At 66.7% G+C, this 26,081-nt stretch carries 20 protein-coding genes, 2 tRNA genes and 1 pseudogene; 13 read left to right on the top strand and 10 right to left on the bottom strand.

Going from position 1 to position 26,081, the window contains the following annotated elements:
- Positions 1–133 precede the first annotated feature (133 nt).
- The 11 genes from QRO91_RS10530 to QRO91_RS10580 all read left to right on the top strand — a co-directional run bounded on the left by QRO91_RS10530 (position 134) and on the right by QRO91_RS10580 (position 11,411).
- Positions 134–697, top strand: coding sequence for a hypothetical protein (locus QRO91_RS10530; protein ID WP_049429628.1), 564 nt, complete (start codon positions 134–136; stop codon positions 695–697).
- 319 nt (positions 698–1,016) lie between these two features.
- The gene (locus QRO91_RS10535) at positions 1,017–2,027 is read left to right on the top strand and encodes an N-acetylornithine carbamoyltransferase (RefSeq protein WP_010486637.1); all 1,011 of its coding nucleotides are present in this window, start codon (positions 1,017–1,019) and stop codon (positions 2,025–2,027) included.
- Between the two features lie 63 nt (positions 2,028–2,090).
- Positions 2,091–3,287 carry an argininosuccinate synthase gene (locus tag QRO91_RS10540; protein ID WP_014037860.1) on the top strand — a complete coding sequence of 399 codons (1,197 nt, stop codon included), beginning with the start codon at positions 2,091–2,093 and terminating at the stop codon, positions 3,285–3,287.
- Between the two features lie 109 nt (positions 3,288–3,396).
- A complete protein-coding gene (locus QRO91_RS10545; protein ID WP_049429617.1) occupies positions 3,397–4,485 on the top strand; it encodes an acetylornithine deacetylase in 1,089 nt (362 codons plus the stop codon).
- Between the two features lie 25 nt (positions 4,486–4,510).
- A complete protein-coding gene (locus tag QRO91_RS10550; protein WP_049429616.1) occupies positions 4,511–5,839 on the top strand; it encodes an acetylglutamate kinase in 1,329 nt (442 codons plus the stop codon).
- Positions 5,840–5,842: 3 nt separating this feature from the next.
- A complete protein-coding gene (locus tag QRO91_RS10555; protein ID WP_049429615.1) occupies positions 5,843–6,445 on the top strand; it encodes a GNAT family N-acetyltransferase in 603 nt (200 codons plus the stop codon).
- Positions 6,442–7,395 carry an N-acetyl-gamma-glutamyl-phosphate reductase gene (gene argC, locus QRO91_RS10560; protein WP_049429614.1) on the top strand — a complete coding sequence of 318 codons (954 nt, stop codon included), beginning with the start codon at positions 6,442–6,444 and terminating at the stop codon, positions 7,393–7,395. The genes QRO91_RS10555 and argC overlap by 4 nt, the downstream gene beginning before the upstream one ends.
- A gap of 20 nt (positions 7,396–7,415) precedes the next feature.
- Positions 7,416–8,711: an argininosuccinate lyase gene (gene argH / locus QRO91_RS10565; RefSeq protein ID WP_049429613.1), complete on the top strand. Its 1,296-nt coding sequence runs from the start codon at positions 7,416–7,418 to the stop codon at positions 8,709–8,711.
- On the top strand, positions 8,711–8,974 hold the full coding sequence (locus QRO91_RS10570) for a YciI family protein (RefSeq protein ID WP_049429612.1): 264 nt from the start codon (positions 8,711–8,713) through the stop codon (positions 8,972–8,974). Before argH ends, QRO91_RS10570 begins: the two co-directional genes overlap by 1 nt.
- Positions 8,975–8,985: 11 nt before the next feature.
- Complete coding sequence (gene proB, locus QRO91_RS10575; RefSeq protein WP_197620324.1) at positions 8,986–10,143, top strand: glutamate 5-kinase; 1,158 nt, start codon at positions 8,986–8,988, stop codon at positions 10,141–10,143.
- Positions 10,140–11,411: a glutamate-5-semialdehyde dehydrogenase gene (locus QRO91_RS10580; RefSeq protein WP_049429610.1), complete on the top strand. Its 1,272-nt coding sequence runs from the start codon at positions 10,140–10,142 to the stop codon at positions 11,409–11,411. The genes proB and QRO91_RS10580 overlap by 4 nt, the downstream gene beginning before the upstream one ends.
- Before the next feature lie 135 nt (positions 11,412–11,546).
- Here QRO91_RS10580 and pgaD read toward each other — a convergent pair whose 3' ends face one another.
- The 10 genes and pseudogenes from pgaD to QRO91_RS10630 all read right to left on the bottom strand — a co-directional run bounded on the left by pgaD (position 11,547) and on the right by QRO91_RS10630 (position 22,157).
- A complete protein-coding gene (pgaD, locus tag QRO91_RS10585) occupies positions 11,547–12,017 on the bottom strand; it encodes a poly-beta-1,6-N-acetyl-D-glucosamine biosynthesis protein PgaD (RefSeq protein WP_049429609.1) in 471 nt (156 codons plus the stop codon).
- Positions 12,014–13,270 carry a poly-beta-1,6-N-acetyl-D-glucosamine synthase gene (pgaC, locus tag QRO91_RS10590; RefSeq protein ID WP_049429608.1) on the bottom strand — a complete coding sequence of 419 codons (1,257 nt, stop codon included), beginning with the start codon at positions 13,268–13,270 and terminating at the stop codon, positions 12,014–12,016. Before pgaC ends, pgaD begins: the two co-directional genes overlap by 4 nt.
- 1 nt (position 13,271) lies before the next feature.
- Positions 13,272–15,158 (bottom strand): poly-beta-1,6-N-acetyl-D-glucosamine N-deacetylase PgaB, encoded by a 1,887-nt coding sequence (pgaB, locus tag QRO91_RS10595; protein ID WP_197650449.1) that lies wholly within the window; start codon positions 15,156–15,158, stop codon positions 13,272–13,274.
- A gap of 1 nt (position 15,159) precedes the next feature.
- The gene (gene pgaA, locus QRO91_RS10600) at positions 15,160–17,187 is read right to left on the bottom strand and encodes a poly-beta-1,6 N-acetyl-D-glucosamine export porin PgaA (RefSeq protein WP_285310385.1); all 2,028 of its coding nucleotides are present in this window, start codon (positions 17,185–17,187) and stop codon (positions 15,160–15,162) included.
- Positions 17,188–17,528: 341 nt separating this feature from the next.
- A pseudogene (locus QRO91_RS10605) lies at positions 17,529–18,655 on the bottom strand (MFS transporter).
- A 225-nt stretch (positions 18,656–18,880) separates the two neighbouring features.
- A tRNA-Pro gene (locus QRO91_RS10610) sits at positions 18,881–18,957 on the bottom strand.
- A gap of 140 nt (positions 18,958–19,097) precedes the next feature.
- Positions 19,098–19,174, bottom strand: a tRNA-Pro gene (locus tag QRO91_RS10615).
- Positions 19,175–19,229: 55 nt separating this feature from the next.
- Entirely contained in the window at positions 19,230–19,346 is a 117-nt protein-coding gene (gene cydX / locus QRO91_RS10620) for a cytochrome bd-I oxidase subunit CydX (protein WP_005410354.1), read from the bottom strand.
- A gap of 54 nt (positions 19,347–19,400) precedes the next feature.
- On the bottom strand, positions 19,401–20,552 hold the full coding sequence (cydB, locus tag QRO91_RS10625) for a cytochrome d ubiquinol oxidase subunit II (RefSeq protein WP_005410353.1): 1,152 nt from the start codon (positions 20,550–20,552) through the stop codon (positions 19,401–19,403).
- A 15-nt stretch (positions 20,553–20,567) separates the two neighbouring features.
- Complete coding sequence (locus QRO91_RS10630; RefSeq protein WP_049431332.1) at positions 20,568–22,157, bottom strand: cytochrome ubiquinol oxidase subunit I; 1,590 nt, start codon at positions 22,155–22,157, stop codon at positions 20,568–20,570.
- Positions 22,158–22,385: 228 nt separating this feature from the next.
- Between QRO91_RS10630 and cydD the strand changes: the two genes are divergently transcribed.
- A complete protein-coding gene (cydD, locus tag QRO91_RS10635) occupies positions 22,386–24,131 on the top strand; it encodes a thiol reductant ABC exporter subunit CydD (protein WP_197650447.1) in 1,746 nt (581 codons plus the stop codon).
- Positions 24,128–25,801 carry a thiol reductant ABC exporter subunit CydC gene (gene cydC / locus QRO91_RS10640; protein ID WP_197650446.1) on the top strand — a complete coding sequence of 558 codons (1,674 nt, stop codon included), beginning with the start codon at positions 24,128–24,130 and terminating at the stop codon, positions 25,799–25,801. Before cydD ends, cydC begins: the two co-directional genes overlap by 4 nt.
- Positions 25,802–26,081 lie beyond the last annotated feature (280 nt).

The following is a 26,081-nucleotide window of genomic DNA, read 5'->3' on the forward strand; positions in this document are numbered from 1 at the left end:
GGACGCCGATTGCCACCGGTGGACGCCGGCTCCACCCAAGGTGGGGTGGGCAGGAGCGGCGTGGACGGGTAATGTTCAGCCCCTTGCGCTCGTCACTGCCTACACTATTGCCGTGTCCTTGCTCCCGTCGCCACTGAAATCCACCGCGTTGCTGACCCTGGCCTGCCTGTCGGCGACGGCCGCCGTGGCCCAGGCGCAGGAGGCCGAGCCGCGCAACCGGGTGGTGATCGTCGAGAACGTGAAGTTCGACTATGCGCAGGTGCTGAACGTCGAGCCGGTGTTCCAGACCCTGCGCGCAACCCGCACCGAGGAGCATTGCGAGCCGATCTCGACCCGTACCCTGGCCCCGGTCAACGTGACCGGTGAAGAGCCGGTCGAGGACAAGGGCCGGATCAGCCGCTTCTGGGACTCAGTGCGCTCGATGTTCAAGCGCAGTGACGAGGAGATCCCCGAGGAGGCCGCGACGGAGACGCCGGCTCCGGCGCCAGCCAACAACGGTCCGATGCTGACCCGCGACTGCCGCATCGTGCCGGTCGGGCGTGAATTCCGCCGGCCGATCGCCTATGACGTGGATTACGTCTACAAGGGCACCAAGTACCGCTCGCGGCTGCCGGAAGACCCCGGCAACCGGCTGAAGATCCGTGTCTCGATCACCCCCTGGGTGGGCCCCGAGCAGGGTGCCGCCGGCAATCCCTGATTCCGTGGCCCCAGCCCCTTGCGCCGGCCCCGGCCGCATGCAAAGATTGTCGGCCATGAAGCTCACCGACTTCCAGCACGACAGCAGCGCAGCCCGACAGGCGTCGGGCATGACCTCGCGTGCCCGTCGACCGGAACCCCACATTCTCGCTGGGTAACCGGAGCTTTTTGCTGTTCGTCCGAAAAAAACCCAGCCCGCCGGCTGGGTTTTTTCGTTTACGCGTTCTGAAAGCTGCAACTGCAATCTTTTCGTTCCACCTTTGCTTCCTGCTTTTCCCTTCCACCGCGCCGGACCCGGCGCTGCCACGCAAGGAAAGATGATGTCCCCCAAGCACTTCCTGAACACCCAGGACTGGAGCCGCAGCGAACTCGACGCGCTGCTGACCCAGGCCGCGCTGTTCAAGCGCAACAAGCTCGGCGACCAGCTCAAGGGCAAGTCGATCGCGCTGGTGTTCTTCAACCCGTCCATGCGCACCCGCACCAGCTTCGAACTGGGCGCGTTCCAGCTCGGCGCCCACGCGGTGGTGCTGCAGCCGGGCAAGGATGCGTGGCCGATCGAGTTCAACCTCGGCACGGTGATGGATGGCGATACCGAAGAGCACATCGCGGAAGTGGCCAAGGTGCTGGGCCGCTACTGCGACATCATCGCCGTGCGCGCGTTCCCCAAGTTCATCGACTGGGCCTACGACCGCCAGGACATCGTCCTCAACAGCTTCGCCAGGTACTCGCCGGTGCCGGTCATCAACATGGAGACCATCACCCATCCGTGCCAGGAACTGGCGCATGTGATGGCCCTGCAGGAGCACTTCGGCACCCAGGACCTGCGTGGCAAGAAGTACGTGCTGACCTGGACCTACCACCCCAAGCCGCTGAACACCGCCGTGGCCAATTCGGCGCTGACCATCGCCACCCGCATGGGCATGGACGTGACCCTGCTGTGCCCGACCGCCGACTACATCCTCGACGACCGCTACATGGGCTGGGCCGAGCAGAATGTGGCCGAGAGCGGCGGTTCGCTGAAGATCAGCCATGACATCGACAGCGCCTACGCCGGCGCCGACGTGGTCTACGCCAAGAGCTGGGGCGCGCTGCCGTTCTTCGGCAACTGGGAGCCGGAAAAGCCGATTCGCGACCAGTTCAAGCACTTCATCGTCGACGAACGCAAGATGGCGCTGACCAACAACGGCGTGTTCAGCCACTGCCTGCCGCTGCGCCGCAACGTGAAGGCCACCGACGGCGTGATGGATTCGCCGCAGTGCATCGCCATCAACGAAGCCGAGAACCGCCTGCACGTGCAGAAGGCGATCATGGCCGCGGTTGCCGGGCGCTGATTTTTTTCCGATTCAATCATTTCCGCCGGGCACGGCCCGGCGCTACCAGGACATACCCTCCCCATGAGCAACAAAGACGTCGTTCTCGCTTTCTCCGGCGGCCTGGATACCAGCTTCTGCGTGCCGTACCTGCAGGAGCGTGGCTACAACGTGCACACCGTGTTCGCCGACACCGGCGGCGTGGATGATGAAGAGCGCGATTTCATCGAGAAGCGTGCCGCCGAGCTGGGCGTCACCAGCCACGTCACCGTCAATGGTGGCCCGGCCATCTGGGAAGGCTTCGTCAAGCCGTTCGTGTGGGCTGGCGAGGGCTACCAGGGCCAGTACCCGCTGCTGGTGTCGGACCGTTACCTGATCGTCGATGCCGCGCTGAAGCGTGCCGCCGAACTGGGCACCAACATCATCGCCCACGGCTGCACCGGCATGGGCAACGACCAGGTCCGTTTCGACCTGGCGGTGAAGGCGCTGGGTGACTACCAGATCATCGCGCCGATCCGCGAGATCCAGAAGGAGCACACCCAGACCCGCGCCTACGAGCAGAAGTACCTGGAAGAGCGCGGTTTCGGCGTGCGCGCCAAGCAGCAGGCCTACACCATCAACGAAAACCTGCTGGGCGTGACCATGTCCGGTGGCGAGATCGACCGCTGGGAAGCCCCGGGCGAGGGTGCGCGTGGCTGGTGCTCGCCGCGCAGCGAGTGGCCGGAACAGGCCCTGACCGTCACCCTGAAGTTCGTCGAAGGCGAAGCCGTTGAACTGAACGGCAAGGCGCTGCCGGGCGACCAGATCCTGGCCCAGCTCAACAAGCTGTTCGCCCCGTATGGCGTTGGTCGTGGCGTGTACACCGGCGACACCGTGATCGGCCTGAAGGGCCGCATCGTGTTCGAGGCCCCGGGCCTGGTTTCGCTGCTGGCCGCGCATCGCGCACTGGAAGATGCGGTGCTGACCAAGCAGCAGAACCGCTTCAAGCCGGACGTGGCGCGCAAGTGGGTGGAGCTGGTGTACGAAGGCTTCTACCACGATCCGCTGAAGACCGACATCGAAGCGTTCCTGAAGTCCTCGCAGGCCAAGGTCAACGGCGAAGTGGTGCTGGAAACCCGTGGTGGCCGCGTCGACGCGGTGGCGGTGAAGTCGCCGCACCTGCTCAACACCAAGGGTGCCACCTACGCGCAGTCGGCCGACTGGGGCGTGGAGGAGGCCGAAGGGTTCATCAAGCTGTTCGGCATGAGCTCGACCTTGTACGCGCAGGTCAACCGCGGTTGACCCACCTGCGCCGCTCGCGCGCCCCCTTGAACACCAAGGGGGCTCTCCAGCAGGCGCATTCCGGTAGCGCCGGGCCATGCCCGGCGGAATTCCACAGGATTGTTGATTCATGCTTGAACAGACGCTCGATCACCTGCAGGCCCTGGTGTCCTTCGACACCCGCAACCCGCCGCGTGCGATCACCACCGGTGGCATCTTCGATTACCTGCGCGCGAACCTGCCCGGCTTCAACGTCGAGGTGATCGACCACGGCGCCGGTGCAGTCAGCCTGTATGCCGTGCGCGGTACGCCGAAGTACCTGTTCAACGTGCACCTGGATACCGTGCCGGATTCGCCGCACTGGAGTGCCGACCCGCATGTGATGCGGCGCCTGGATGACCGCGTGGTCGGCCTGGGCGTGTGTGACATCAAGGGCGCGGCGGCCGCACTGGTGGCCGCGGCCAATGCCAGCGATGGTGATGCCGCGTTCCTGTTCTCCAGCGACGAGGAAGCCAACGATCCGCGCTGCGTCGCCGCGTTCCTGGCCCGTGGCCTGCCGTACGAAGCGGTGCTGGTGGCCGAACCGACCATGAGCGAGGCGGTGCTGGCGCACCGTGGCATCAGCTCGGTGCTGATGCAGTTCGCCGGCCGCGCCGGGCACGCCTCGGGCAAGCAGGATGCCGCTGCCAGCGCGTTGCACCAGGCGATGCGCTGGGGCAACCGCGCGCTGGATCATGTCGAGTCGCTGGCCTCGGCCCGCTTTGGTGGGCTGACCGGCCTGCGCTTCAACATCGGCCGCGTCGAAGGTGGCATCAAGGCCAACATGATCGCGCCCGCCGCCGAAGTGCGCTTCGGTTTCCGGCCGCTGCCGTCGATGAACATCGACGCGTTGCTGGCCACCTTCGCCGGTTTCGCCGAGCCGGAAGCGGCGGTATTCACCGAAACCTTCCGTGGCCCCAGCCTGCCGGCCGGCGACATCGCCGAAGCCGAGAACCGCCGCCTGCTGGCGCGCGACGTGGCCGATGCGCTGGACCTGCCGATCGGCAACGCGGTGGACTTCTGGACCGAAGCCTCGCTGTTCTCGGCTGGTGGCTACACCACGCTGGTGTTCGGCCCGGGTGACATCGCCCAAGCCCACACCGCTGATGAGTTCGTGACGCTGGACCAGCTGCAGCGCTACACCGACGCCGTGCACCGCATCATCGCCGCCGGCGCCTGATTCTTTCCTTTCCGACGAAACCGAAATGTCTCCTGCCCTCCAGCCCCACCGCCAGACCCGCCAGACCATCGTGCGCCTGCTTTCCAGCATGGCCAGCGCGAAGGAGATCAGCCAGTACCTCAAGCGCTTTTCGCAGCTGGATGCCAAGCGCTTCGCCGTGGTCAAGGTCGGCGGCGCAGTGCTGCGCGATGACCTCGACGCACTGACCTCCTCGCTGTCGTTCCTGCAGGAAGTCGGGCTGACCCCGATCGTGCTGCACGGCGCCGGCCCGCAGCTGGATGCCGAGCTGTCGGCGGCCGGCATCGAGAAGCAGACCGTGAACGGCCTGCGCGTGACCTCGCCGGAAGCGCTGGCGATCGTGCGCCGGGTGTTCCAGCAGTCCAACCTGCGCCTGGTCGAGGCGCTGCAGCAGAACGGCGCGCGCGCCACTTCGATCACCGGTGGCGTGTTCGAGGCCGAGTACCTGGACGTGGATACCTACGGCCTGGTCGGCGAAGTGAAGAAGGTCAACCTGGCGCCGATCGAGGCCAGCCTGCGTGCCGGCTCGATCCCGGTCATCACCAGCCTGGGTGAGACCGCCGGCGGCCAGATCCTCAACGTCAACGCCGACTTTGCGGCCAACGAGCTGGTGCAGGAACTGCAGCCGTACAAGATTATCTTCCTGACCGGCACCGGTGGCCTGTTGGATGAGCAGGGCAACGTGATCGATTCGATCAACCTGTCCACCGAGTACGACCACCTGATCGCGCAGCCGTGGATCCACGGCGGCATGAAGGTGAAGATCGAGCAGATCAAGGACCTGCTCGAACGTCTGCCGCTGGAATCGTCGGTGTCGATCACCCGCCCGGCCGACCTGGCCAAGGAACTGTTCACCCACAAGGGCTCGGGCACGCTGGTGCGCAAGGGCGAGAAGGTGCTGCGCGCCACCGTCTGGAACGAACTGGACCTGCCGCGCCTGAAGGGCCTGATTGAATCCAGCTTTGGCCGCACCCTGGTGCCGGACTACTTCGAGAAGACCAGACTGCTGCGCGCCTATGTCAGCGAGAACTACCGCACCGCGGTGATCCTCACCGATGAGGCCGAAGGCGTGTACCTGGACAAGTTCGCCGTGCTCGACGACGCGCAGGGTGAAGGCCTCGGTCGTGCGGTCTGGAACGTGATGCTGGAGGAAACCCCGCAGCTGTTCTGGCGCTCGCGGCATGGCAACCCGATCAACCATTTCTACTACGCCGAATCCGATGGCTGCTACAAGCAGGATCAATGGAAGGTGTTCTGGTTCGGTGCCGATGGCATTGATCGCATCCGCACCTATGTCGACCACTGCGCCAAGCGCACGCCAAGCCTGCAGGGCTGAGCGATGAGCAACCCCGACGCCTGGAATTCGGTACCCACCCTGCGCGGCCAGCACGTGATGCTGCAGCCGCTGCAGATGGAACACGTGCCCGGCCTGCGTGCTGCGCTGGACGGCAGCGGCCTGGACCAGCTCTGGTATACCCAGGTGCCGTCGCCGGAGCGGGCCGAGGCCTATGTGCAGGCCGCGCTGCAGGCGCAGGCCGAGGGCAAGGTGCTTCCGTTCGTGATCTGCGATGCCGCCGGTGAGATCATCGGCAGCACGCGCTTCTACGACATGGATGCGAGCGTGCCGAAACTCAGCCTCGGCTACACCTGGTACACGCCGCGCGTGCAGCGCACCGGGGCCAATACCGAAGCCAAGCTGTTGCTGCTGCAGCACGCCTTCGAAACGATGGGCTGCATCAGCGTGGTGCTGGAAACCAGCTGGTTCAACACCACTTCGCGCGCCGCCATTGCCCGCCTCGGCGCCAAGCAGGATGGCGTGCTGCGCAACCACAAGCGGCATGCCGACGGCACGCCGCGCGACACCGTCATCTTCTCCATCATCGATGCGGAATGGCAGGGCGTGAAGCGCCACCTGCAGTACCGCCTGGACAGTCACGCATGAACGATTCGACTTTCACCCTGGGCATCGTCGGTGCCCGCGGCCATACCGGCGCCGAGCTGATCAAGCTGGTTGCCGCCCATCCGCGCCTGGAACTGGCCTTCGTGTCCTCGCGCGAACGCGCCGGGCAGCGCCTGTCCGATCACCATCCGGAATTCCAGGGTGAACTGCAGTACGAGAACCTGGACGCCGACGCGGTGGCCGCCAAGGGCGTGGATGCGGTGATCCTGGCCCTGCCCAATGGCCTGGCCGCGCCGTTCGTGGCCGCGCTTGAGGCAGCGAAACCGGACACCGTCATCGTCGACCTGTCGGCCGACTACCGCTTCGACAACAGCTGGTACTACGGCCTGCCGGAGCTGACCCGCGGCCGCTACAACGGCCGGAAGCACATCAGCAATCCGGGCTGCTATGCCACTGCGATGCAGCTGGCGGTGCATCCGCTGCTGGACCTGCTGGCCGGTCCGCCGCAGTGCTTCGGTGTCTCCGGCTACTCCGGTGCCGGTACCACGCCGTCGGACAAGAACAACGTCGACCTGCTGGCCGACAACCTGATGCCCTACGCGCTGACCAACCACGTGCACGAGCGCGAAGTGTCGGTGCAGCTGGGCGTGGCCGTCGAGTTCATGCCGCACGTCGCCCCGCATTTCCGTGGCATCACGCTTACCGCCAACCTGTGGCTGAACCAGGTGCAGACCCGCGAGCAGATCGTCGAGCGCTTCCAGCAGGCCTATGCCGGTGAACCGCTGATCGAGGTGGTGGACGAAGCGCCCTGGGTCAGCCGCATTGCCGGCCGCCATGGTGCCCAGGTCGGTGGCTTCACCCTGGCCCCGGGCGGCAAGCGCGTGGTCGTGGTGGCGACGCTGGACAACCTGCTGAAGGGCGCGGCCACCCAGGCCATGCAGAACCTCAACCTTGCGCTGGGCATCGACGAACTGACGTCGATCCCGCACTGAACCCGCCTTCCGGAGCCCCCATGGCAGACCTTCTTTGGCAGAAGCCCGGCGTCGCCGTCGACGCCCAGATCCAGACCTTTCTCGCCGGCGACGACGTGATCCTCGATCGCGAGTTCTTCCTGCATGACATCGCCGCCAGCGCCGCGCATGCGCAGGGCCTGCAGCACATCGGCATCCTCAGTACCGACGAGCTGGCTGGCCTGCTGCGCGAACTGGAGATCCTGGCGCAGGACTTCCGCGAAGGCCGCTTCGTGCTGGATACCCAGTATGAGGATGGTCACTCGGCCATCGAAGCGCGCCTGACTGAACGCCTCGGTGATGCCGGCCGCAAGATCCACACCGGCCGCAGCCGCAACGACCAGATCCTGGTGGCCACCCGCCTGTGGCTGAAGGAAAAGCTGCAGCGCGTTGCCCAGCTCAGCGCCGAAGTGGCAAAGGTCGCGCTGGACCGTGCCCAGGCCGAGAAGGACCTGCCGATTCCCGGTTATACCCACATCCAGCGTGCCGTGGTGTCCTCGGCCGGCATGTGGTGGGCGGGCTGGGCCGAGGCCTTCATCGACAATGCCATCCGTGCCCGCGACACCCATGCGCTGGTCGACGCCAATCCGCTCGGCACGGCTGCCGGCTACGGCGTGAACCTGCCGCTGGACCGCGAGCACACCACCGCCGTGCTCGGTTTCGCACGCATGCAGATCTCGCCGATCTACGCGCAGCTGTCGCGCGGCAAGTTCGAGCTGGCCGCGCTGGAAGCGCTCGGTGGCGCCACGCTGGACCTGCGCCGCATCGCCTGGGACCTGTCGCTGTTCACCAGCGCCGAGTTCGGCTTCGTCGCGCTGCCGGCGCAGTACACCACCGGCAGCTCGATCATGCCCAACAAGCGCAACCCGGATGTGATCGAACTGATGCGCGCCACCCATGCCAGCGTCGCCGCCGCACGCACCGAGATCGAGCAGCTGCTGTCGCTGCCGTCGGGCTACCACCGCGACCTGCAGTCGTCCAAGGGCGCCATCTTCCACGGCTTCGGCCGCGGCCTGGCCGCGCTGGAACTGCTGCCGGCGTTGCTGGCCAACCTGGAATGGCGTGACGACAAGCTGCGCGCAGCGATTGATTCAGGCATGTATGCCACCGACGTCGCCGTGGAAGCGGCCGTGGCCGGCGTGCCTTTCCGCGAGGCCTACAAGGCCGCCGCGGCCGGTGCCGACAGTGCAGGGCAGGGGCGCACGCCGGAAGGCAGCCTGCACGCGCGCGTGTCGCCGGGCTCGGCGTCCGCCTTGCGCCTGGATGAACTGCGTGCGCGCTGGCAGGCGCTGGTCTGATGGCGGCCACCGTCTATCTGGTGCTGGCGATGCGCCGGCCCGATTTCAACGCCGCCGCGGTGCAGCCGCACCGTGACTTCCTCGAGGCGTTGCAGGCACAGGGCAAGCTGCAGCTGACCGGTGGCTTCGCCGATGGCAGCGGTGGCGCCTACGTGCTGTGCAATGTCGAGAGCCTGGCGCAGGCGCAGGCCATCGTCGCCACCGATCCGCTGGTGACGATGCAGGCCTCCGACCTGACCGTGCACGAATGGAACACCCGCTGAGGCCCTGACCGATGACCCTGCATGCCAGCCACGTCGCTTCGCCGTTCCCGGAACAGGCGCTGCCGCCGTGGCGGCGTGCGGTGCTGAAAGTCGGCAGCAGCCTGTTGGCGGCCGACGGCGGTGGCCTGTCGCCACGCCATGCGCTGGGCCTGGCGCAGTTCGTCTCGGCCAACGTATTGGCCGGGCGCGAGCTGGTGATCGTGTCGTCCGGCGCGGTGGCTGCCGGGCGCGCGATCCTGCCGCGCGCCGATGAGCCGGGCGCAGCGATGGCGGCGCGGCAGGCCTTGGCGGCGCTTGGCCAGGCCCAGCTGATCGGGCTCTGGCAGCGCTTCTTCGAGCGCCCGGTGGCGCAGGTGCTGCTGACCCATGACGACCTGCGCAACCGCCGCCGTTACCTCAACGCCCGCGCCACCCTCAACGAACTGCTGCGGCTGGGCGCGTTGCCGGTGGTCAACGAGAACGACACCGTGTCGGTGGACGAACTCAAGCTTGGCGACAACGATAATCTGGCGGCGACGGTGGCGGCGCTGGTCGATGCCGATGCGCTGTTCATCGCCACCGACATCGATGGTCTGTACAGCGCCGACCCACGCACCGTGGCCGATGTACGGCCGCTGCACGACGTTGCGGAGCTGAATGATGAAGTGCTGGCGATGGCGGGGGGCGCAGGATCACGTGCCGGTACCGGTGGCATGCGCACCAAGCTGGAAGCGGCGGCCAAGGCGGGCCGCCTCGGCATCGAGACCTACCTGTTCAACGGCCGCAGTGGCGATGTGGTGCGCGCGTTGGCGCAGGACCGCCTGTTCGGTACCCGCATCCACGCCGCACGCAGTCGCGAGGCCGCACGCAAGCATTGGCTGCGGCACGCACCGCTGGCCGAAGGCGCGATCCTGATCGATGCCGGTGCGGCACAGGCGATGCGCGAGAAGGGGGCTTCGCTGCTGCCCGGCGGCATCACTGGTGCGGACGGCACGTTCCGTCGTGGCGACATGGTGCAGGTGTGCTGGAACGCGCCGCAGGGGCGCGTGTGCATCGCCCGTGGGGTCAGCCAGTATGCGGCTGATGACGTGCGCCGCATCGCTGGCCGCCATTCGCGCGACATCCAGGCCGTGCTCGGCTACAACTACGGCGGCAGCGTCGTCCATCGTGACGACCTGGTACTGCCATGACCGCATTGAAGGACATTCCGATGACCGACATCGAAGCGCAGGCGCGGGCCTGCCGTGACGCGGCCCAGGTGGTTGCAGGGCTCGACAGCGATGCCCGGCGCGCGCTGCTGCTGGCGATGGCCCAGGCGTTGGAAGTGAACGCCGGGCTGATCCTGGCCGGCAACGCGCGCGACCTTGCCGCTGCACGTGGGAAAGGCGTGGGCAGCGCCATGCTTGATCGGCTGGCACTGGATCCGCCGCGCCTGTTCGCGATGGCCGAGGCCGTGCGCGAAGTGGCAGGATTGCCAGATCCGGTCGGCCAGGTCACCCGCGATGACGTGCGCCCGAACGGGATCCGCGTGCAGAAGGTGCGCGTGCCGCTGGGCGTGATCGCGATGATCTACGAGGCGCGCCCGAACGTGACCGCCGAAGCCGCCGCGCTGTGCCTGAAGGCTGGCAATGGCGTGATCCTGCGTGGTGGCTCCGAAGCGATCCATTCCAACACCGCCATCGCCCAGGCGCTGGCGGGGGCGCTCAAGGCCAACGGCGTGCCACCGGCCGCGGTGACCGTGCTGACCGACCTGCGCCGCGAAGCGATGCTGGAACTGCTGCAGCTGCACGAGCTGATCGACCTGGCGATTCCGCGCGGTGGCGAAGGCCTGATCCGTTTCGTCGCCGAACATGCGCGGGTGCCGGTGATCAAGCACTACAAGGGTGTCTGCCACCTGTTCGTGGACGCCAGCGCCGACCTTGGCAAGGCCATCGACCTGCTGGTGGATGGCAAGTGCAGCCGTCCGGCCGCCTGCAATTCACTGGAGACCCTGCTGGTGCATCGTGATGTGGCCGAAGCCTTCCTGCCGCGCGTGGCGCAGGCACTGGGTGAGCGCGGCGTGGAGCTGCGTGCCGACGCGGCTGCGCAGCCGTTGCTGCCGGGTAGCACCGCAGCCACCGATGCGGATTACGCCGCCGAGTTCTTGGATCTGGTGCTGGCCGTGCGGGTGGTGGATGACCTCGATGCGGCCATTGCGCACATCCGCCGCTATACCTCCGACCATACCGAAGTGATTGCGACCGAAGACGCCGGCCACGCCGAACGCTTCGTCAACGCGCTGCGTTCGGCGGTGGTGATGGTGAATGCCTCATCGCGCTTTTCCGATGGCGGCCAGCTCGGCCTGGGCAGCGAGATCGGTATCTCCACCACACGGCTGCATGCCTACGGCCCGATGGGATTGGAGGCGCTCACCGTCGAGCGTTTCGTGGTGCGTGGCGAAGGGCAGACGCGCAAGTAGATCCACGCCATGCGTGGATGCTCTGCGCGGCAGGCCGCGGTGCCGAGCAAGGTTGGCACCCACCAGGCCGTGGTGCCGACCAAGGTCGGCATCCACCAAAGCAAACGCCGACCAAGGTCGGCGACTACCGGGGCGTCACACCACCTCGCGGCGGATGCCCATCGGCCGCGCATGCTCATCCATGTGCAGCGTAGCGGACTTGCAGCCCAGCAGCCGCTCGGCCAGGCCGGTGCTGGCGCCGAGATCGGCGGCTACTTCATTGAGGCTGGCCAATGGCCGTGGCTGGCGCCGCTCGCGGCCACGGAAACGCGCGCGGTTGTACTCGGCCCAGCCGATCAGCAGCACGCTTGCACACAACAGCATCAGCGGCAGCGCGACCAGCACATAGGGGTCGAACTGGTTCTTGCGCTCGTACAGCTGCTGCCAGGCCATCTGCCCGCCGATCAGCCACGAGAGCAGGGTCACCAACGGTGCCCACAGGTAGAAGTAGAACCCCCAGAACGCCAGGGTGACGAAGCCCCAGGCGGTGCGCTGGAAGCGCGGTTGATGATGTGGCTTGCGGATCATCCGCGAGTCGAAGCGGTTGGACGGGTGGTGGGCGTTCATCGGATTCCCCGGTCAGGGCTGGTCCAGGTAGCGCGCTTGCTGCGACGGCGCAGCAGGGTCTTGGGAAGCGCCACCAGGGTGGTGGAAAGGCTGATCAGCCAGTACGCCATCGGGTACCAGATGACCCAGAAGTAGTTGCGTCCAATCTGTGTTTCGTAACGGCGGTCGATGATCAGGCTGCTGGCGAACTGCAGCAGGCAGACCAGGGCCAGGATCACGCCATGCCATTGCGGCAGCAGGCTGGCGATATACAGCTGCGGCGGCATGTCGATGAGCTTGCCAAGCACCCACAACACCACGATGAACAGCATGGTGTAGGCCCAGATCACGCTCAGCACATACTCCAGCAGCACGCCCCACATGCGCCGCTCCTTCCAGTGCAACAGTGAACGCGCATGCCGCAGCATCACTTCCACGCCGCCCTGCGCCCAGCGCAGTCGTTGCCGCCACAGGCCCTTCAGCGTTTCCGGCATCAGGATGAAGCACAGCGCGTTGGGCTCGTAGCGGATGTCCCAGTGCGCGCGCTGCAGGCGCCAGCTGATGTCGATGTCTTCGGTCACCATGTCGTCCGACCACCAGCCGACCTGGTGCAGTGCGGTGCGACGGAAGCCGGCGATGACCCCGGAGATCGTGAAGATGCGCCCGTAAACACGTTGCGCGCGCTTGATCATGCCGATGATCGAGGAGAACTCGGCCACCTGCAGGCGCCCGAGCAGGGTTGAGCGGTTGCGGATGCGTGGGTTGCCGGTGACCGCGCCGACCCGGTTGCCACTGACCAGATGCCAAACCATCCAGTGGAGGGCGTGCTCCTCCAGCATGGCATCGCCATCGATGCACACCAGGTACTCCGAGCGTGCCGCCAGCGCCGCCATGCGCAGCGCATTGGCCTTGCCGAGGTTGCGGTCCAGGTGCAGCACGCGCAGCCGTGGATGTTTCGCCGCCAGCACGTCGAGCCGGGCGCCGGTGTCGTCACTGCTGCCATCGTCGATGGCGATCACCTCGTAGTCGGCCGGATAGCGCTGCGCCAGCGCGGCCCCCAGGGTGTCGTCCAGGTTCTCGGACTCGTTGTGGCAGGGAATCAGCAGGCTTGCGAACGGTGGGTCGACCATCAACGGAGGATCATTGCGCGGGCGCGAATGGCGTTCACGCCGGAAGTAGTAATACAGCCCGCCCGACATCCAGAAGAACGCCATCACCATCGGGTAGTAGAAGGCGAACTGGAACAGGACCTGCAGCAGCGGATGCATGTCCATGTCACTTCTCCGGGTACGGGAAGTTGCCGGCGGACATGGCCGCGCGGGCATCATGGGTGGAGGGCTGGTCGGCGATGAAATCATCCGGATACCAGGCGAAGTGATGCACCCCCTGGGCCTGCAGCCGGCGGATCTGCGCGCGCAGGCGTTCGGCGGGAATCGGCTGGCCGGTGCGCCAATCCACGGTCTGCAGTTCGAACAGGGTGTGCTGCAGCTGGGGATCATGCGCGCGCACCGCGGCCAGCAGCTGGTCCAGCCAGCGCTCGGGGTGCTTGCTGCCTTCCATCCACGGCATCGCCATCAGCGCGGTCTGGTCGTAGGCCTTGTTGAACAGGTCCAGCCGCTGTGCGAACCACGCCTCGCTCTGCGGGCGCAGCACCGGCTCGGCATACAGGTTGCGTACCGTCGCCAGCTTTGGTCGCCAGCGCTGTGCACTGTCGCGGAGGGCCAGGGTGAAGTCGATCAGTGCCTGGGTGCGTGCGCTGCCATCACCGCCGGCCGCCAGCGCCGGCAGTTCCGTGTCGCGCAGGTAACCATCATCATGGAAGAGCAGGCCTTCGAAGTACGAGTTGACGGCCAGATCCTCGTAGATGTCGAGCATGATCTGGCGTGCCTTCGGGTTGGTGAAGTCCAGCCGGTACATGCCGTCGGTATCGCCGTTGTGGATCGCCAATGCCTTCCGCTGCACCGGATCGGGCAGCTCGAACCCGAGCACCGGCAGCCAGGCGTATACCTTCACTCCCGCGCGCGACTTCAGTTGCCAGGCGACCCGGCTGAACAGGTCCGCGCGCATCGGCATGTGCCGGTTGGGGAAGTACAGCGCGTCGGCGGTGTTGTTGCCGTCGGGGTCGGCGAAAGCCTGCAGGTAGACGTGGGTGGGCGATATGCGCTTGACTCGCTCGATCAGCGCATCGAGGTTGCGCGCCTGCTGTGCCGGGTCCGGGTCATACACATCATCCAGGTCGACCTGCAGCGCACGGATGCCATCGAGTGCAACATCGCGGCGCAGCTCGAAGGCCAGCCCCTCCACGGTCGGGTTGTCGCTCACCAGGAAACGCGCCAGCCCGTGCAGGTCGCTGGCCACCGGTGTGCTGCGGCCTTCCAGATCGAAGGATATCGGCATGCCCAGCTGCTCGGCGATGTCGTTGCTCAGCTGGTTGTAGGCGGCATAGGGCCAGACGATGGCGCGCGGGCGTATGCCCAGGTGCTGCTGGATGCGCTGCACGCTACGGCCGAGGTCGGCGCGCAGGCGCTGCTCGTACTGCGCCTCGCATTCGTAGCTGTGCGTGGCCGGGCTGTAGATGCGGGTGACCACCGCTGGCGTCGAATTGCCCTGCGGATTGGCAAGCACGCCATGATGCAGGTCGTCGGTATGGCTGGCCACTTCGATCAGGCCGCTGTCGTGCATCTGCTTCAGCTGCGCCCAGGTAACGAAGTCATCGTGGCCGAACGGCCGGTAGCCATAGTCGATCGTGCGCCCGGGCGCCATGTCCACGTAATCGGTGATCACCGCCACCAGCGCCGGGTAGCGGTAGGCCTGCAGCAGCGGGAACGCCTTGTCGTAGACGCTGCGCAGGCCGTCGTCGAAGGTCAGCAGCACGGGCCTTGGTGGCAGCGTGGCGCGCCCCTGTGAGGCGTCGATCACCTGCGACAACGACACCGGGTGATAGCCGTGCGCACCCAGCCAGTCCAGGTGCGCGGCGAAGTTCTGCGTGCTCACCGCGTAGGTATCGGCGTCGCCCTTGGCCGCGACCTGGTCGCGGATGTCGTGGTAGCTGAGGATCAGCAGGCCGTTGTCAATGGCATCGAGATGCAGGGCCTGCTGGGCGAACGCCGGCGGCGAGGCGGACAGCAGCAGGAGCACGATCAGTCGCAGGATGCGGGCCATGTCATTCTCCCCAGCGCAGTGCGGCTTCGAAGCCGATATGACGCTCGCGGTGGCCGTCGTAGACCGGCCGCGACCAGCGCACGCCGTACTCGAACACGCGGCCCTGGCCCAGCTGCCATTCGTGCATGTAGGACACCGAAGGGACCAGCGCACTGCCGAAGCCATCCTGCCAGTAGTCACCCAGTGAAACCGTCAGCCGGTGCCGGAAATGGCGCTCGTAGTGCCGCCACAACTGCTGGTCGATGCGCATTCCGATCTCGACCATGCGGTCGCGCTTCGGGTTGAAGTAGGGGGCGTCGTCGCGGCTGCCGCGGCTGGTGTAGGCACTGGCGAGACCATCGATCAGCCAGCGCGGGCGGGTCAGCAGGCGCTGTTCAACGCTGGTGCTGAACAGTTCGCGGTGGTTGCCGTCGTCGTAGCGGAAGCGGCTGGCGCCGAACATCCAGTGGGTCAGCTCGCTGCGCCGGTAGTCCACCTGCGCGCTCACGCTGTCGGCGGTGATGCCGGCCACGCGCGCCTGCATCGAGGCGTCCGGATCGTTGCGTACAGCCACCAGCCCGGCGTGCCAGTAATCGTTGAACTGCCAGCCGACACCAAGACGCAGGCCGGTATCGCCGATGTGATCGTTGGCGCGAAACACCGCTGCTTCTGCATCCAGTCGTCCGAAACGGTAGCGCACGCCGGCACCCAGCCACAGCGGATCAATGCGCTGGTCCTGGAAATCGACCGTGCGGCGGTCGGCGAAGGCAAACAGCCGCCAGCGGTCATCCAGCAACGGCGTTTCCACCTCAAGACCGTAATGGCGGTCGTTGTTGCCCAGTGGCGAGGTGCCACCGCCGCCCGAGCTGCGGCCGATATCCGTCCATGCCTTCACGTGCCAGCCGCGATGCGCGCGCCAGGCCTGGTCCATGCGTTCGACTGCCGGTTGGGTGGGATAGCGCGCGACCAGATCGTCGTGCAGCGGCCGTGCCAGGTCGTCGCGTTGCAGGGCAACGTACGCCTCTTCCATGCCGAGCCGTGGCTCGATGTCGCGTGGGTCCAGCGCATGCGCCATCTGCTGCCGCTGCAGCGCCATGCGTGGCCATCCGCGCATCATGTACACGCTGCCCAGCGCACTCTGCAGGCCGCCGTTGCCAGGTGCGATGTCGACCATCGATTCCAGGTCGTGCTGTGCGGTGCGCAGGTCGCCGCTGTAGGCGCGCACCATTGCCAGGTTCAGGTCGGCCTCGTAGCGCGACCAGTTCGCGTACGGTGACTTGCCGTTGCTCCAGCGCCAGGGCGGCTCCTTGTCGCGCCAGGCCTGCAGCAGGTCGATGGCCTTTTCCTGTTGCTCGCTTTCCAGGTAGGCATAGGCCAGTTCCGAATGCGAGGCGTCACGCGTCGGATCGGCGGCTACTGCGGCCTGCAGTACCGGGATGGCTTCCTCCGGGTGCAGGGTGCCCATCAACGAATCACCCACGGCGGGCAGCACGTAGTCGGGCAACGTGTGGCCTTCGGCCTGCAGTGCCCGCGCTTCCTCGCGCACCTGCGCGTGGCGCCCCAGGCGGTTGAGCAGGATCAGCCGGTCCAGGCGGATGCGCAGTGGCGCCTGCGCGGGTGGGGTGCCCTCTGCGCCGACGTAGCGCTGCATGCGCGCCAGGGTTGATTCGGCCTCTTCCAGCCGGCTGTCTTCGCTGCTGCTGTAGGCCAGGCTCCAGACCACCAGCTTGGCCAGGTAGTCGCCTTCGATTCGTTGCTTCTGTGCAGCGTCGAACAGCTGCGGGCGCTGCTGGAGCAGCTCCCAGGCGCGCCAGGCATTGCCGATGTCGCCCAGGGTCAGCACGCGCAGCTTGAACAGCAGATCGTCATTGGGCTGCTGCTGGCTGGCACGCTCGATGGCGCCCATCGCATCCAGCCATCGGGCCTGGTCGCGGTAGCGGCCGATCTCGGCCAGGGCCGCTTCGCGATCGGGCGGCGCAGCGCTGCTGGCCCAGGCCAGGGCAGTGCAGGCGAGGCCGACGCAAAGCGCCAGCCGACGGTGGACAACCATTGGGGACCCCCTTGGCTTCCGAACCAGACAACCTGAAAAATGTGACGCACATCACATGCCAGATTTTGGGATGGCCGTGGCCTGCGTCACTCCCCTCGCGAACTCCCATCCAGCAGGGATGGGCGGAACCAGGACAGCGACCTGCAATGTCTTGTCTGAAACGAGAGTCCCCCGCACACCGAGTGGTGGCCTGGGCGGCGCTGCCGCCCCCATGCCCGATGCCGGCACGCGGCAAGGAAGGGCATTCGTGGGCACTATCCGCCCGGAATTGTCAGCCCGGCGTCAAAATGCGCAAACGGGCTGACGAGCGGTAGGCGGGACCGTCTGGTGGCCCCGGCCGGTTACCAGAGATCTTCCAGTTTGCGCGGCTTGCAGGCCACCCAGGAGGCGCACAGCATCAGGGTGGCGCAGCCGAACAGGAAGCTGAACGGGAGCGTCCAGCCGTTGCTGACCGTATGCAGCCAGCCGACCAGGAACGGCCCCAGGCAGCTGAAGCTGTAGCCCACGCCCTGCATGAAGCCGGACAGCGCCGCCGAGCCGGTGGGGGTGCGCGTGCGCAGGTTGATCAGGGTCAGCGCCAGCGGGAAGGTTGACGGACCGACGCCGAGCAGGCAGGCCCACAGCAGCGGGGCCTTCATCGGTGCCAGCAGCAGCAGGCCGGTGAAGGCGATCACGAACGAGAAGAAGCCGATCAGCACCAGCGGGAACGGGTTCTGCATGCGAACCGCCATCGATGGGATGACCAGTGAAGGCAGCAGGCCCAGCGCCGAGAACACCGCGACCATCACGCCACCGAAGGCGGGCGTGCCACCGGCCTCGACCACGATGCGCGGCAGCCAGGTGAACATCGAATAGGTCATCAGCGAGGTCATGCCGAACATCAGCGTCATGCTCCAGCCCAGCGACGTGCGCCAGACCTTGCCGTGCGGCTGTGCGGTGGGATCGGTGGCGTCGGCCTGCGGCTTCGGTGCGCGCCTGGCCAGCACCAGCCACGGCAGTGCCGCGGCCAGCGCGAGCAGCGCCCACATGCCCAGCGAGACGCGCCAGCCAGCGGCGTTGGCCACTGGCACCGCCAGCAGCGCCGGCAGCATCGTGCCCAGCTGCAGCACGCTGATGTAGAGCGTGCTCATGGTGCCGACCTTGTTGGCGAAGTAGCGCTTCACCAGCGGCGGTACCACCACGTTGCCGATGCCCATGCCGGCCAGCGCCAGCACCGACCCCAGCAGCAGCGTGCCGACGTTGCCGGCACTGGCGCGGCCACGCCGAACAGCGCGAACGAGGCGGTCGGCAGCATGCCCAGTACGCCGGTCATGGTGGTACCGAAGCCGAACTGCTGGCCGAGCACGTCCAGCAGCGGCGTGATCGAGGTAACCGCGGTGCGCAGGTTGATCGCTGCCAGCAGAATGGCGGCGAAAGCCAGCACGCGCCCGTGCAGCAGCGATGGCGAATCGGAAGTGGAGGAACTCATCGGTGGTCCTTGCAGGTGTCGCACGCCAAGGCAATGGCATGCAGCGCCGGCATCGGTCTACGCCGAAGCGGCAGGTGGGGGAGTGGCGGCTGCAGGTGGGGCCGGCAGCGCGGCCATTGTACGTGCGCGCTCCGGCAAGGTCCCGTCATGCGGGCGGCTTGGCACTGGGTACAAAAAAACCCGGAGGACAGTGATGTCTTCCAGGCTTCTTGGTGACCACCGAAGTGGTCGGGGAGACAGGATTCGAACCTGCGACCTCTACGTCCCGAACGTAGCGCTCTACCAGACTGAGCTACACCCCGAAGGGAGCCGCCTATTCTAGCGATTCACCCCGATGGCGGCAAGGGGTAAATGCTGTTTTCTTCACACTGCCGAAGCAGTGCCACTTCAGGGAACAAAAAAGCCTGGACGACTTCACCAGGCTTCAATGCGACCACGTGAGTGGTCGGGGAGACAGGATTCGAACCTGCGACCTCTACGTCCCGAACGTAGCGCTCTACCAGACTGAGCTACACCCCGAAGGAGCCGCCTAAGATACCGTGTGAAGGCCAGGGCGGCAAGGTTTTTTTACAGCTCAGCGACGATTTTCCTTCTCGATGCGGTTCTGCTCGCGGGCTTCGAACCACATGCCGTTGAGGATGGCCACCGTCGAGGCGAGGCCGGCACCGAGAATCCAGGCGAAATACCACATGGTCGATCTCCTTTGTTCAAGGGATGTGCCGGCCGTGGGCCGCCACACCGTCAATCAGTAAGCGTTCGGGTTGTTGCCCATCTCTTCGGTGGTGGTCTTGCCCTTCAGTACGCGGTACACCCAGGTGGTGTAGGCGAGGATGATCGGCAGGAACACCGCCGTGGCCAGCAGCATGATCCACAGGGTCAGGTGGCTGGACGAGGCGTCCCACACGGTCAGGCTGGAGGTGGGCTGGCTCGAGGACGGCAGCAGGAACGGGAAGATGGCGAAGCCGACGGTCAGGATGATGCCGGCGATGGCCGCACCGGAGGCGATGAAGGCCAGGCCGCCGCGACGGGCACGCAGCAGTACCGCACTGGCCAGCAGGCCGGCCAGGCCGAGCAGCGGGGCCAGGATCGTGGCTGGCATCGCGCTGTAGTTGCGCATCCAGCCACCGGCGGCGCCGAGTTCGGCGGTCTTCAGCAGCGGATTGGTTGCACCATCGGTGACCACCTGCGAGGTGATCTGGTAGCCCGGCAGGCCGAAGGCCACCCAGGCACCGCCCACGGCGAACAGCACGAAGGCGATGATCGCGGCGATGCTGCCGAAACGGGCTGCACGTTCGGCCACCGGGCCGTCGGTCTTCAGGACCAGCATGGCGGCACCGTGGGCGACCAGCATCGACACGCTGAGCAGGCCGGCCAGCAGTGCGAAGGGCATCAGCAGACCGAAGAACGAGCCGGTGTAGAAGATGCGCATGCTGTCATCGAAGTGGAACGGCACGCCCAGCACCACGTTGCCCACCGCCACGCCCATGATCAGCGCCGGGATGAAGCCACCGATGAACAGCGCCCAGTCCCAGGTGTTGCGCCAGCGTTCGCTGGGCATCTTGCTGCGGAACTTGAAACCGACCGGACGCAGGATCAGCGCGAACAGGATCACGAACATCGCCAGGTAGAACCCGGAGAAACTGACCGCATAGAGCGGCGGCCAGGCGGCGAAGATCGCGCCGCCGCCCAGGATCAGCCACACCTGGTTGCCTTCCCACACCGGGCCGATGGTGTTGATCACCAGCCGGCGCTCGGCGTCGTTGCGGGCGACGAAGGGCAGCAGGGTGCCCACGCCCAGGTCGAAACCATCCATCACGGCGAAACCGATCAGCAGGATGCCGAGCAGCAGCCACCAGATCACGCGCAGCGTGGTGTAGTCCAGAAGAATGAAATCCATCTTGGTTCTCCTGCCTCAGGCCTGGCCGGCGGCCGGCGCCGAGGCATTGTGGGAAGCATGCGGCTGGGGCGACTGCAGTGACGGCAGCACCTCGTCCGGACCCTTGCGGATCGCCTTGAGCATCAGCTTGATCTCGACCACGATCAGCGCGGTGTAGATGGCAGTGAAGCCGGCCAGGGTCAGCACGATTTCATGCAGGGCCAGCCCCGATGCTGCATAGAAGGTCGGCAGCACGCCATCGACCGCCCACGGCTGGCGACCATACTCGGCCACGAACCAGCCGCACTCGATCGCGATCCACGGTGCCGGCAGCGTCCACAGGGCCAGCGTGAGGAACCAGCGCTTGTCCTGGAAATTGTTGCGGCAGGAGTAGTAGAAGGCCAGGGCGAAGAAAGCGATGAGGTAGAAGCCGAGGCCGGCCATCACGCGGAAGGTCCAGAACAACGGCATCACGCGCGGCACCGTGTCCATCGCCGCCTGCGAGATTTCCTGCGGGGTGGCGTTGAGGATGTCATCGCGATAGCGCTTGAGCAGCAGGCCGTGGCCCAGGTCCTGCCAGTGACGGTCGAACATCTCGCGCGCTTCAACGTCGTTCTTGTTGGCGCGCAGGCGTTCCAATGCACCGTAGGCCAGCTGGCCGCCACGCACGCGGTGTTCGGCGCGCTCGACCAGTTCCAGGATGCCGGGAATCGGCTGGTTCAACGAGCGGGTGGCGATCAGGCCCATCAGGTAGGGGATCTTCACCGCGTAGTCGTTCTGGTGGGTCTCCTGGTTGGGGATGCCGAAGGCGGTGAAGTCGGCCGGCGCACGCTCGGTCTCCCACATCGCTTCGATCGCGGCCAGCTTCATCTTCTGGTGTTCGCTGGCGGCGTAACCGCTCTCGTCACCCAGCACGACCACCGACAGCGATGACAGCAGGCCGAACGCCGCGGCCACCGCAAACGAACGACGGGCCAGGTCCTTGTGCTTGTTGCGCAGCAGGAACAGCGCGCTGATCGCCATCACGAACACCGCACCGGTCACGTAGCCGGCGCTGACGGTGTGCACGAACTTGGCCTGCGCCACCGGGTTGAACACCACCGCCATGAAGTCGACCACTTCCATGCGCATGGTTTCCGGGTTGAACACCGCACCGGTCGGGTTCTGCATCCAGCCATTGGCCACCAGGATCCAGATTGCCGACAGGTTGGTGCCCAGCGCCATCAGCCAGGTCACCATCAGGTGCTTGACCTTGGTGAGGCGGTTCCAGCCGAAGAAGAACAGGCCGACGAAGGTGGCTTCCAGGAAGAACGCCATCAGGCCTTCGATCGCCAGCGGCGCACCGAAGATGTCACCCACGTAGTGGCTGTAGTAGGACCAGTTCATGCCGAACTGGAATTCCATGACGATGCCGGTGGCAACGCCCATGGCGAAGTTGATGCCGAACAGGACGCCCCAGAACAGGGTCATCCTGCGCCAGATCTCCTTGCCGGTCATCACGTACACGCTCTCCATGATGGCCACCATGAAGGACAGGCCGAGGGTGAGCGGTACGAATAGGAAGTGGTACATCGCGGTCAGCGCGAATTGCAGCCGCGACAGTTCTACGACTGTCTGATCAATCATGGCCTGGCTACCTCGTTGGATAGTGCCGTTGCAGGTGGCGGGAAGGGTGGTCTACGACGTGAATGATGTGACCGACTACTTCAAACAGCCTTGATCCAGATCAATGTATGAACAGGTGCCCCGGTTGATCGTATGCCAACCTGATGAAGACTGCGACCGCCGGCCGCAGGGGCGGGCTGTTGCCTGCGCCTACAATGCCGTGTCTCCCCCGTTGCCCGTGAAGACCTCTTGAGCGCTGCCGAAACGACCCCTGACGGCCTGTACCCGGAAGCTGAAACCGCCCGCCAGCGGCGTGTGCGCACGGCCTGGCTGGCCGACCTGTCACGCTCCGCCCGGGGTCGCCAGCGCCTGGCCGCGCTGTGCATCAGCCTGTCCGGCGCACTGTTGATCGGCCAGGCTGCCGCCATTGCCTGGCTGGTGCAGCAGGTGCTGGTCGAGCGCGCGCCATTGGCATCGGGCCTGCCGGTGCTGGGGGGGCTGGCGCTGGTCCTGGTGCTGCGCACGCTGCTCGGCAGCGCCACCCAGGCTGCTGCCGGTGATGTGGCCGATGCCGCGCGCCTGGCCCTGCGTGAGCGCGTGTTCGCCCGCCTGCTGGGCCACGGTCCGCTGTGGCTGCGGCAACGCCGCACCGGTGAGCTGGGCGAACTGATGCTGCATCACGGCGATGCGATCGAGAACTATTACAGTGGCTTCCTGCCGGTGCGCACCGAAGTGGTGGTGGTGCCACTGCTGATCCTGGCCGCGGTGGCCTGGGTTGATTGGGTGGTGGCGCTGATCCTGCTGTTCACCGCGCCACTGGTGCCGTTCTTCATGATGCTGGTGGGCTGGGGTGCCGAAGCTGCCGGTCGTGCCCAGCTGGGCGAACTGGCGCGGATGAGCGGCCACTTTGCTGATCGCATCAAGGGCCTGGGCCTGCTGCGCCTGTATGGCCGTGGCGAGGCCGAGCTGGAAGGTATCGAGGCCGCCGCCGAAGGGGTGCGCGTGCGTACCCTGAAGGTGCTGCGCATCGCCTTCCTGTCGTCCACGGTGCTGGAATTCTTCGCCTCGGTCAGCGTGGCGATGGTCGCGTTGTACCTGGGCCTGAGCTACCTGGGCATGATGTCGCTGCACTCGACGGTGCCGACGCTGGGCGCGGGCCTGTTCTGCCTGCTGCTGGCGCCGGAATTCTACGCGCCGCTGCGGCGCCTGGCCGCGCACTACCACGATCGTGCCAATGCACTGGCCGCTGCTGCCGAGGTGGAACGCCTGCTGCAGTCACTGCCCGAGGAGCATGGCCTGATCGAGAACGAGATCGCACCGCTGGCGGTGGAGCCGGCCGAAGCTGCATTGCCGCCGTTGCAGGCTCAGGGACTGGTGCTTCGCCCGTTGGGCGCGCCGCACGATGTGCTGCACGATCTGGATGTGCTGCTGGAGCCGGGCCAGCGGCTGGCCCTGGTCGGTCCCAGCGGGTCCGGCAAGAGCACGCTGCTGGAAGCGCTGGCCGGTTGGCTGCCGCCGCGCGCCGGCAAACTGCAGCTGCGTCCTGGCGTGCAGGTGGCCTATGCCAGCCAGCGTCCGTACCTGTTCCACGGCAGCATTGCCGACAACCTGCGCCTGGCCGATCCGGGTGCCAGCGATGCGCGACTGCGTGCGGTGGCCGAGGCCGCGCAGGTGCTTCAGTTCGCACAGCGCCTGCCACAGGGGCTGGAGACGGTGATCGGCGAACGTGGCTTCGGCCTGTCCGGCGGCGAAGCCCGTCGCATCGGCCTGGCCCGGTTGTTGCTGCGCGACCCGCAGGTGCTGTTGCTGGACGAACCCACCGCGTTTCTCGACGCCGATACCGAGGCCGCACTGCTGCGCAGCCTGGCGGCCTATGCACGAGGCCGCAGTGTGGTGGTCGCCACCCACAGCCCGGCGGTGATCGCCTGGGCCGATCGCTGCCTGCTGTTGCCGGAAGGTCGCCTGGTGGAACCAGCACAGGCGGTGCGCGCATGAGCCGTTCACCTGATTCGTTGCGTGCGGTGTTCCTGCGCCATCGGCCGCGCCTGCTGCTGACGATCCTGCTGTTGTGGACCACCATGCTGGCCGGCACCGCACTGCTGGGCCTGTCCGGTGGTTTCCTCACCGCCGCTGCATTGGCCGGTGCGGCCGGCCTCGGCAAGGGCTTCAACTTCTTCTCGCCGTCCGCGGGTATCCGCGGGCTGACCATGGCGCGCATCGTGTCGCGCTACTTCGAAAAGCTGGTGGGCCACGACGCCACCCTGCGCATCGCCCGCGACTTGCGCGTGTGGTTCTTCCGCCGCGCGCTGCCGCTGGCACCGGCACGGCTGGGGGCGACGCGCACCGGCGATCTGCTGGCGCGCCTGCTCGGTGACATCGGTGAAGTGGACGGCCTGCTGGTGCGTGCGATCGGGCCGCTGGTGGCGCTGGGTGCGCTGACGCTGGTGGCGGTGGCCTCGGCGGCGCTGATCCTGCCGTCGGCAGCAGTGTTGCTGGCAGTGCTGGCGCTGCTGATCGCCTTCGGCGTGCCGTGGCTGGGTGTGCGCGGCCGCGACGATGAAGAGGCCGACCGTGCCGCGCATCGTGCTGCACTGCGCACCGCCGCCTTTGAAGGATTGGAGGGTGCGGGCGATCTGGCCGCGCTGCATGCCGATGCGGCCTGGCAGCTGAAGGTGCGCGTGGCGGCCAAGCAGCTGGCCGCGCGTGATCGTCGTCGGCGCTGGCGCCTGATCGCAGCCTCGACCCTGCATGGCGTGGTCGCGGGGCTGGGGCTGGTGGCGATGCTGGCGCTGGCGCTCCTCGCGGCCGAACAGCAGCGCATCGCGCCGGAAATGGCGGCGGGCCTGGTGTTCCTTACCGTGGCACTGATCGAACTGTGGGCGGGCATGGGCCTGGCCTGGCAGTCGCTGCAGGCCGGGCGCATCGCCGCCGATCGCCTGCAGGCCATCGTCGAGCAACCGCCGACGGTGGAGGATCCGCAGGCGCCGCAGGCAGTGCCGGAGGCCGCGCGCGTGCATTGGGATGACGTGCATTTCCAGTGGCCGGGTGCGGCGCGACCGGTGTTGTCCGGCCTGCAGTTGACCCTCGCGCCGGGCGAACGAATCGCCATCCGCGGCGACAGCGGCAGTGGCAAGACCACGCTGTCCAGCCTGCTGCTGCGCTTGTGGGATCCGCAGCAGGGGCGAATCACCTATGGTGGCCGCGACCTGCGCGATTTCAGCCAGGCCGACTGGCATCGACAGCTGGCCTGGCTGCCGCAGAACGCGCCGGTGTTTGCCGGCAGCGTGGCCGAGAACCTGCGCCTGGGTGATCCCGATGCCAGCGACGCTGCGTTGTGGGCGGTGCTGCGCCGCGTTCGCCTGGGCGACTGGGCCGAGAACAACGGTGGTCTGCAGACCTGGGTGGGCGAGAACGGCGCGACAATGTCGGCCGGCCAGGCGCGGCGCCTGGCGCTGGCGCGCGCGCTGCTGCGCGATGCGCCGATCCTGCTGCTGGACGAACCCACCGAAGGCCTGGACGTGGATACTGCACGTGCGCTGCTGCAGGATCTTTCCGGGCTGCTGGACGGGCGCAGCCTGCTGATGATCACCCACGACGACCTGCCCGAAGGCGTGGTCGATGCGCAGTACCGGCTGCGTGACGGGGCCCTGGTCCGCGAACTTTGACCGATGCACATCCACGCGTGGCGTGGATCTACTGTAGAGCCGAGCCCATGCTCGGGCGGCGCCGCGCCGTCCCCCCCGCGCGCGCGGGGCTTCACGTTGTGTTAGGCGCAAAAAATCCCAGCATAACCACCAAACCGCCCCCCGTTTCCACGACACCCAGCCACAAACCCCCCACGTACCTGGCCTTTCGGTGGTTTTTGGGGAATAACGCCCTGCCCAGCAGCGCGCGCGGCCAGCCACCGCCCAAAGCGAACCCCTTGAGGGGGCCGTAGGGTATTCC

This window comes from Stenotrophomonas maltophilia group sp. Smal32 (genome assembly GCF_030237085.1).
Lineage (GTDB): Bacteria > Pseudomonadota > Gammaproteobacteria > Xanthomonadales > Xanthomonadaceae > Stenotrophomonas > Stenotrophomonas maltophilia_Q.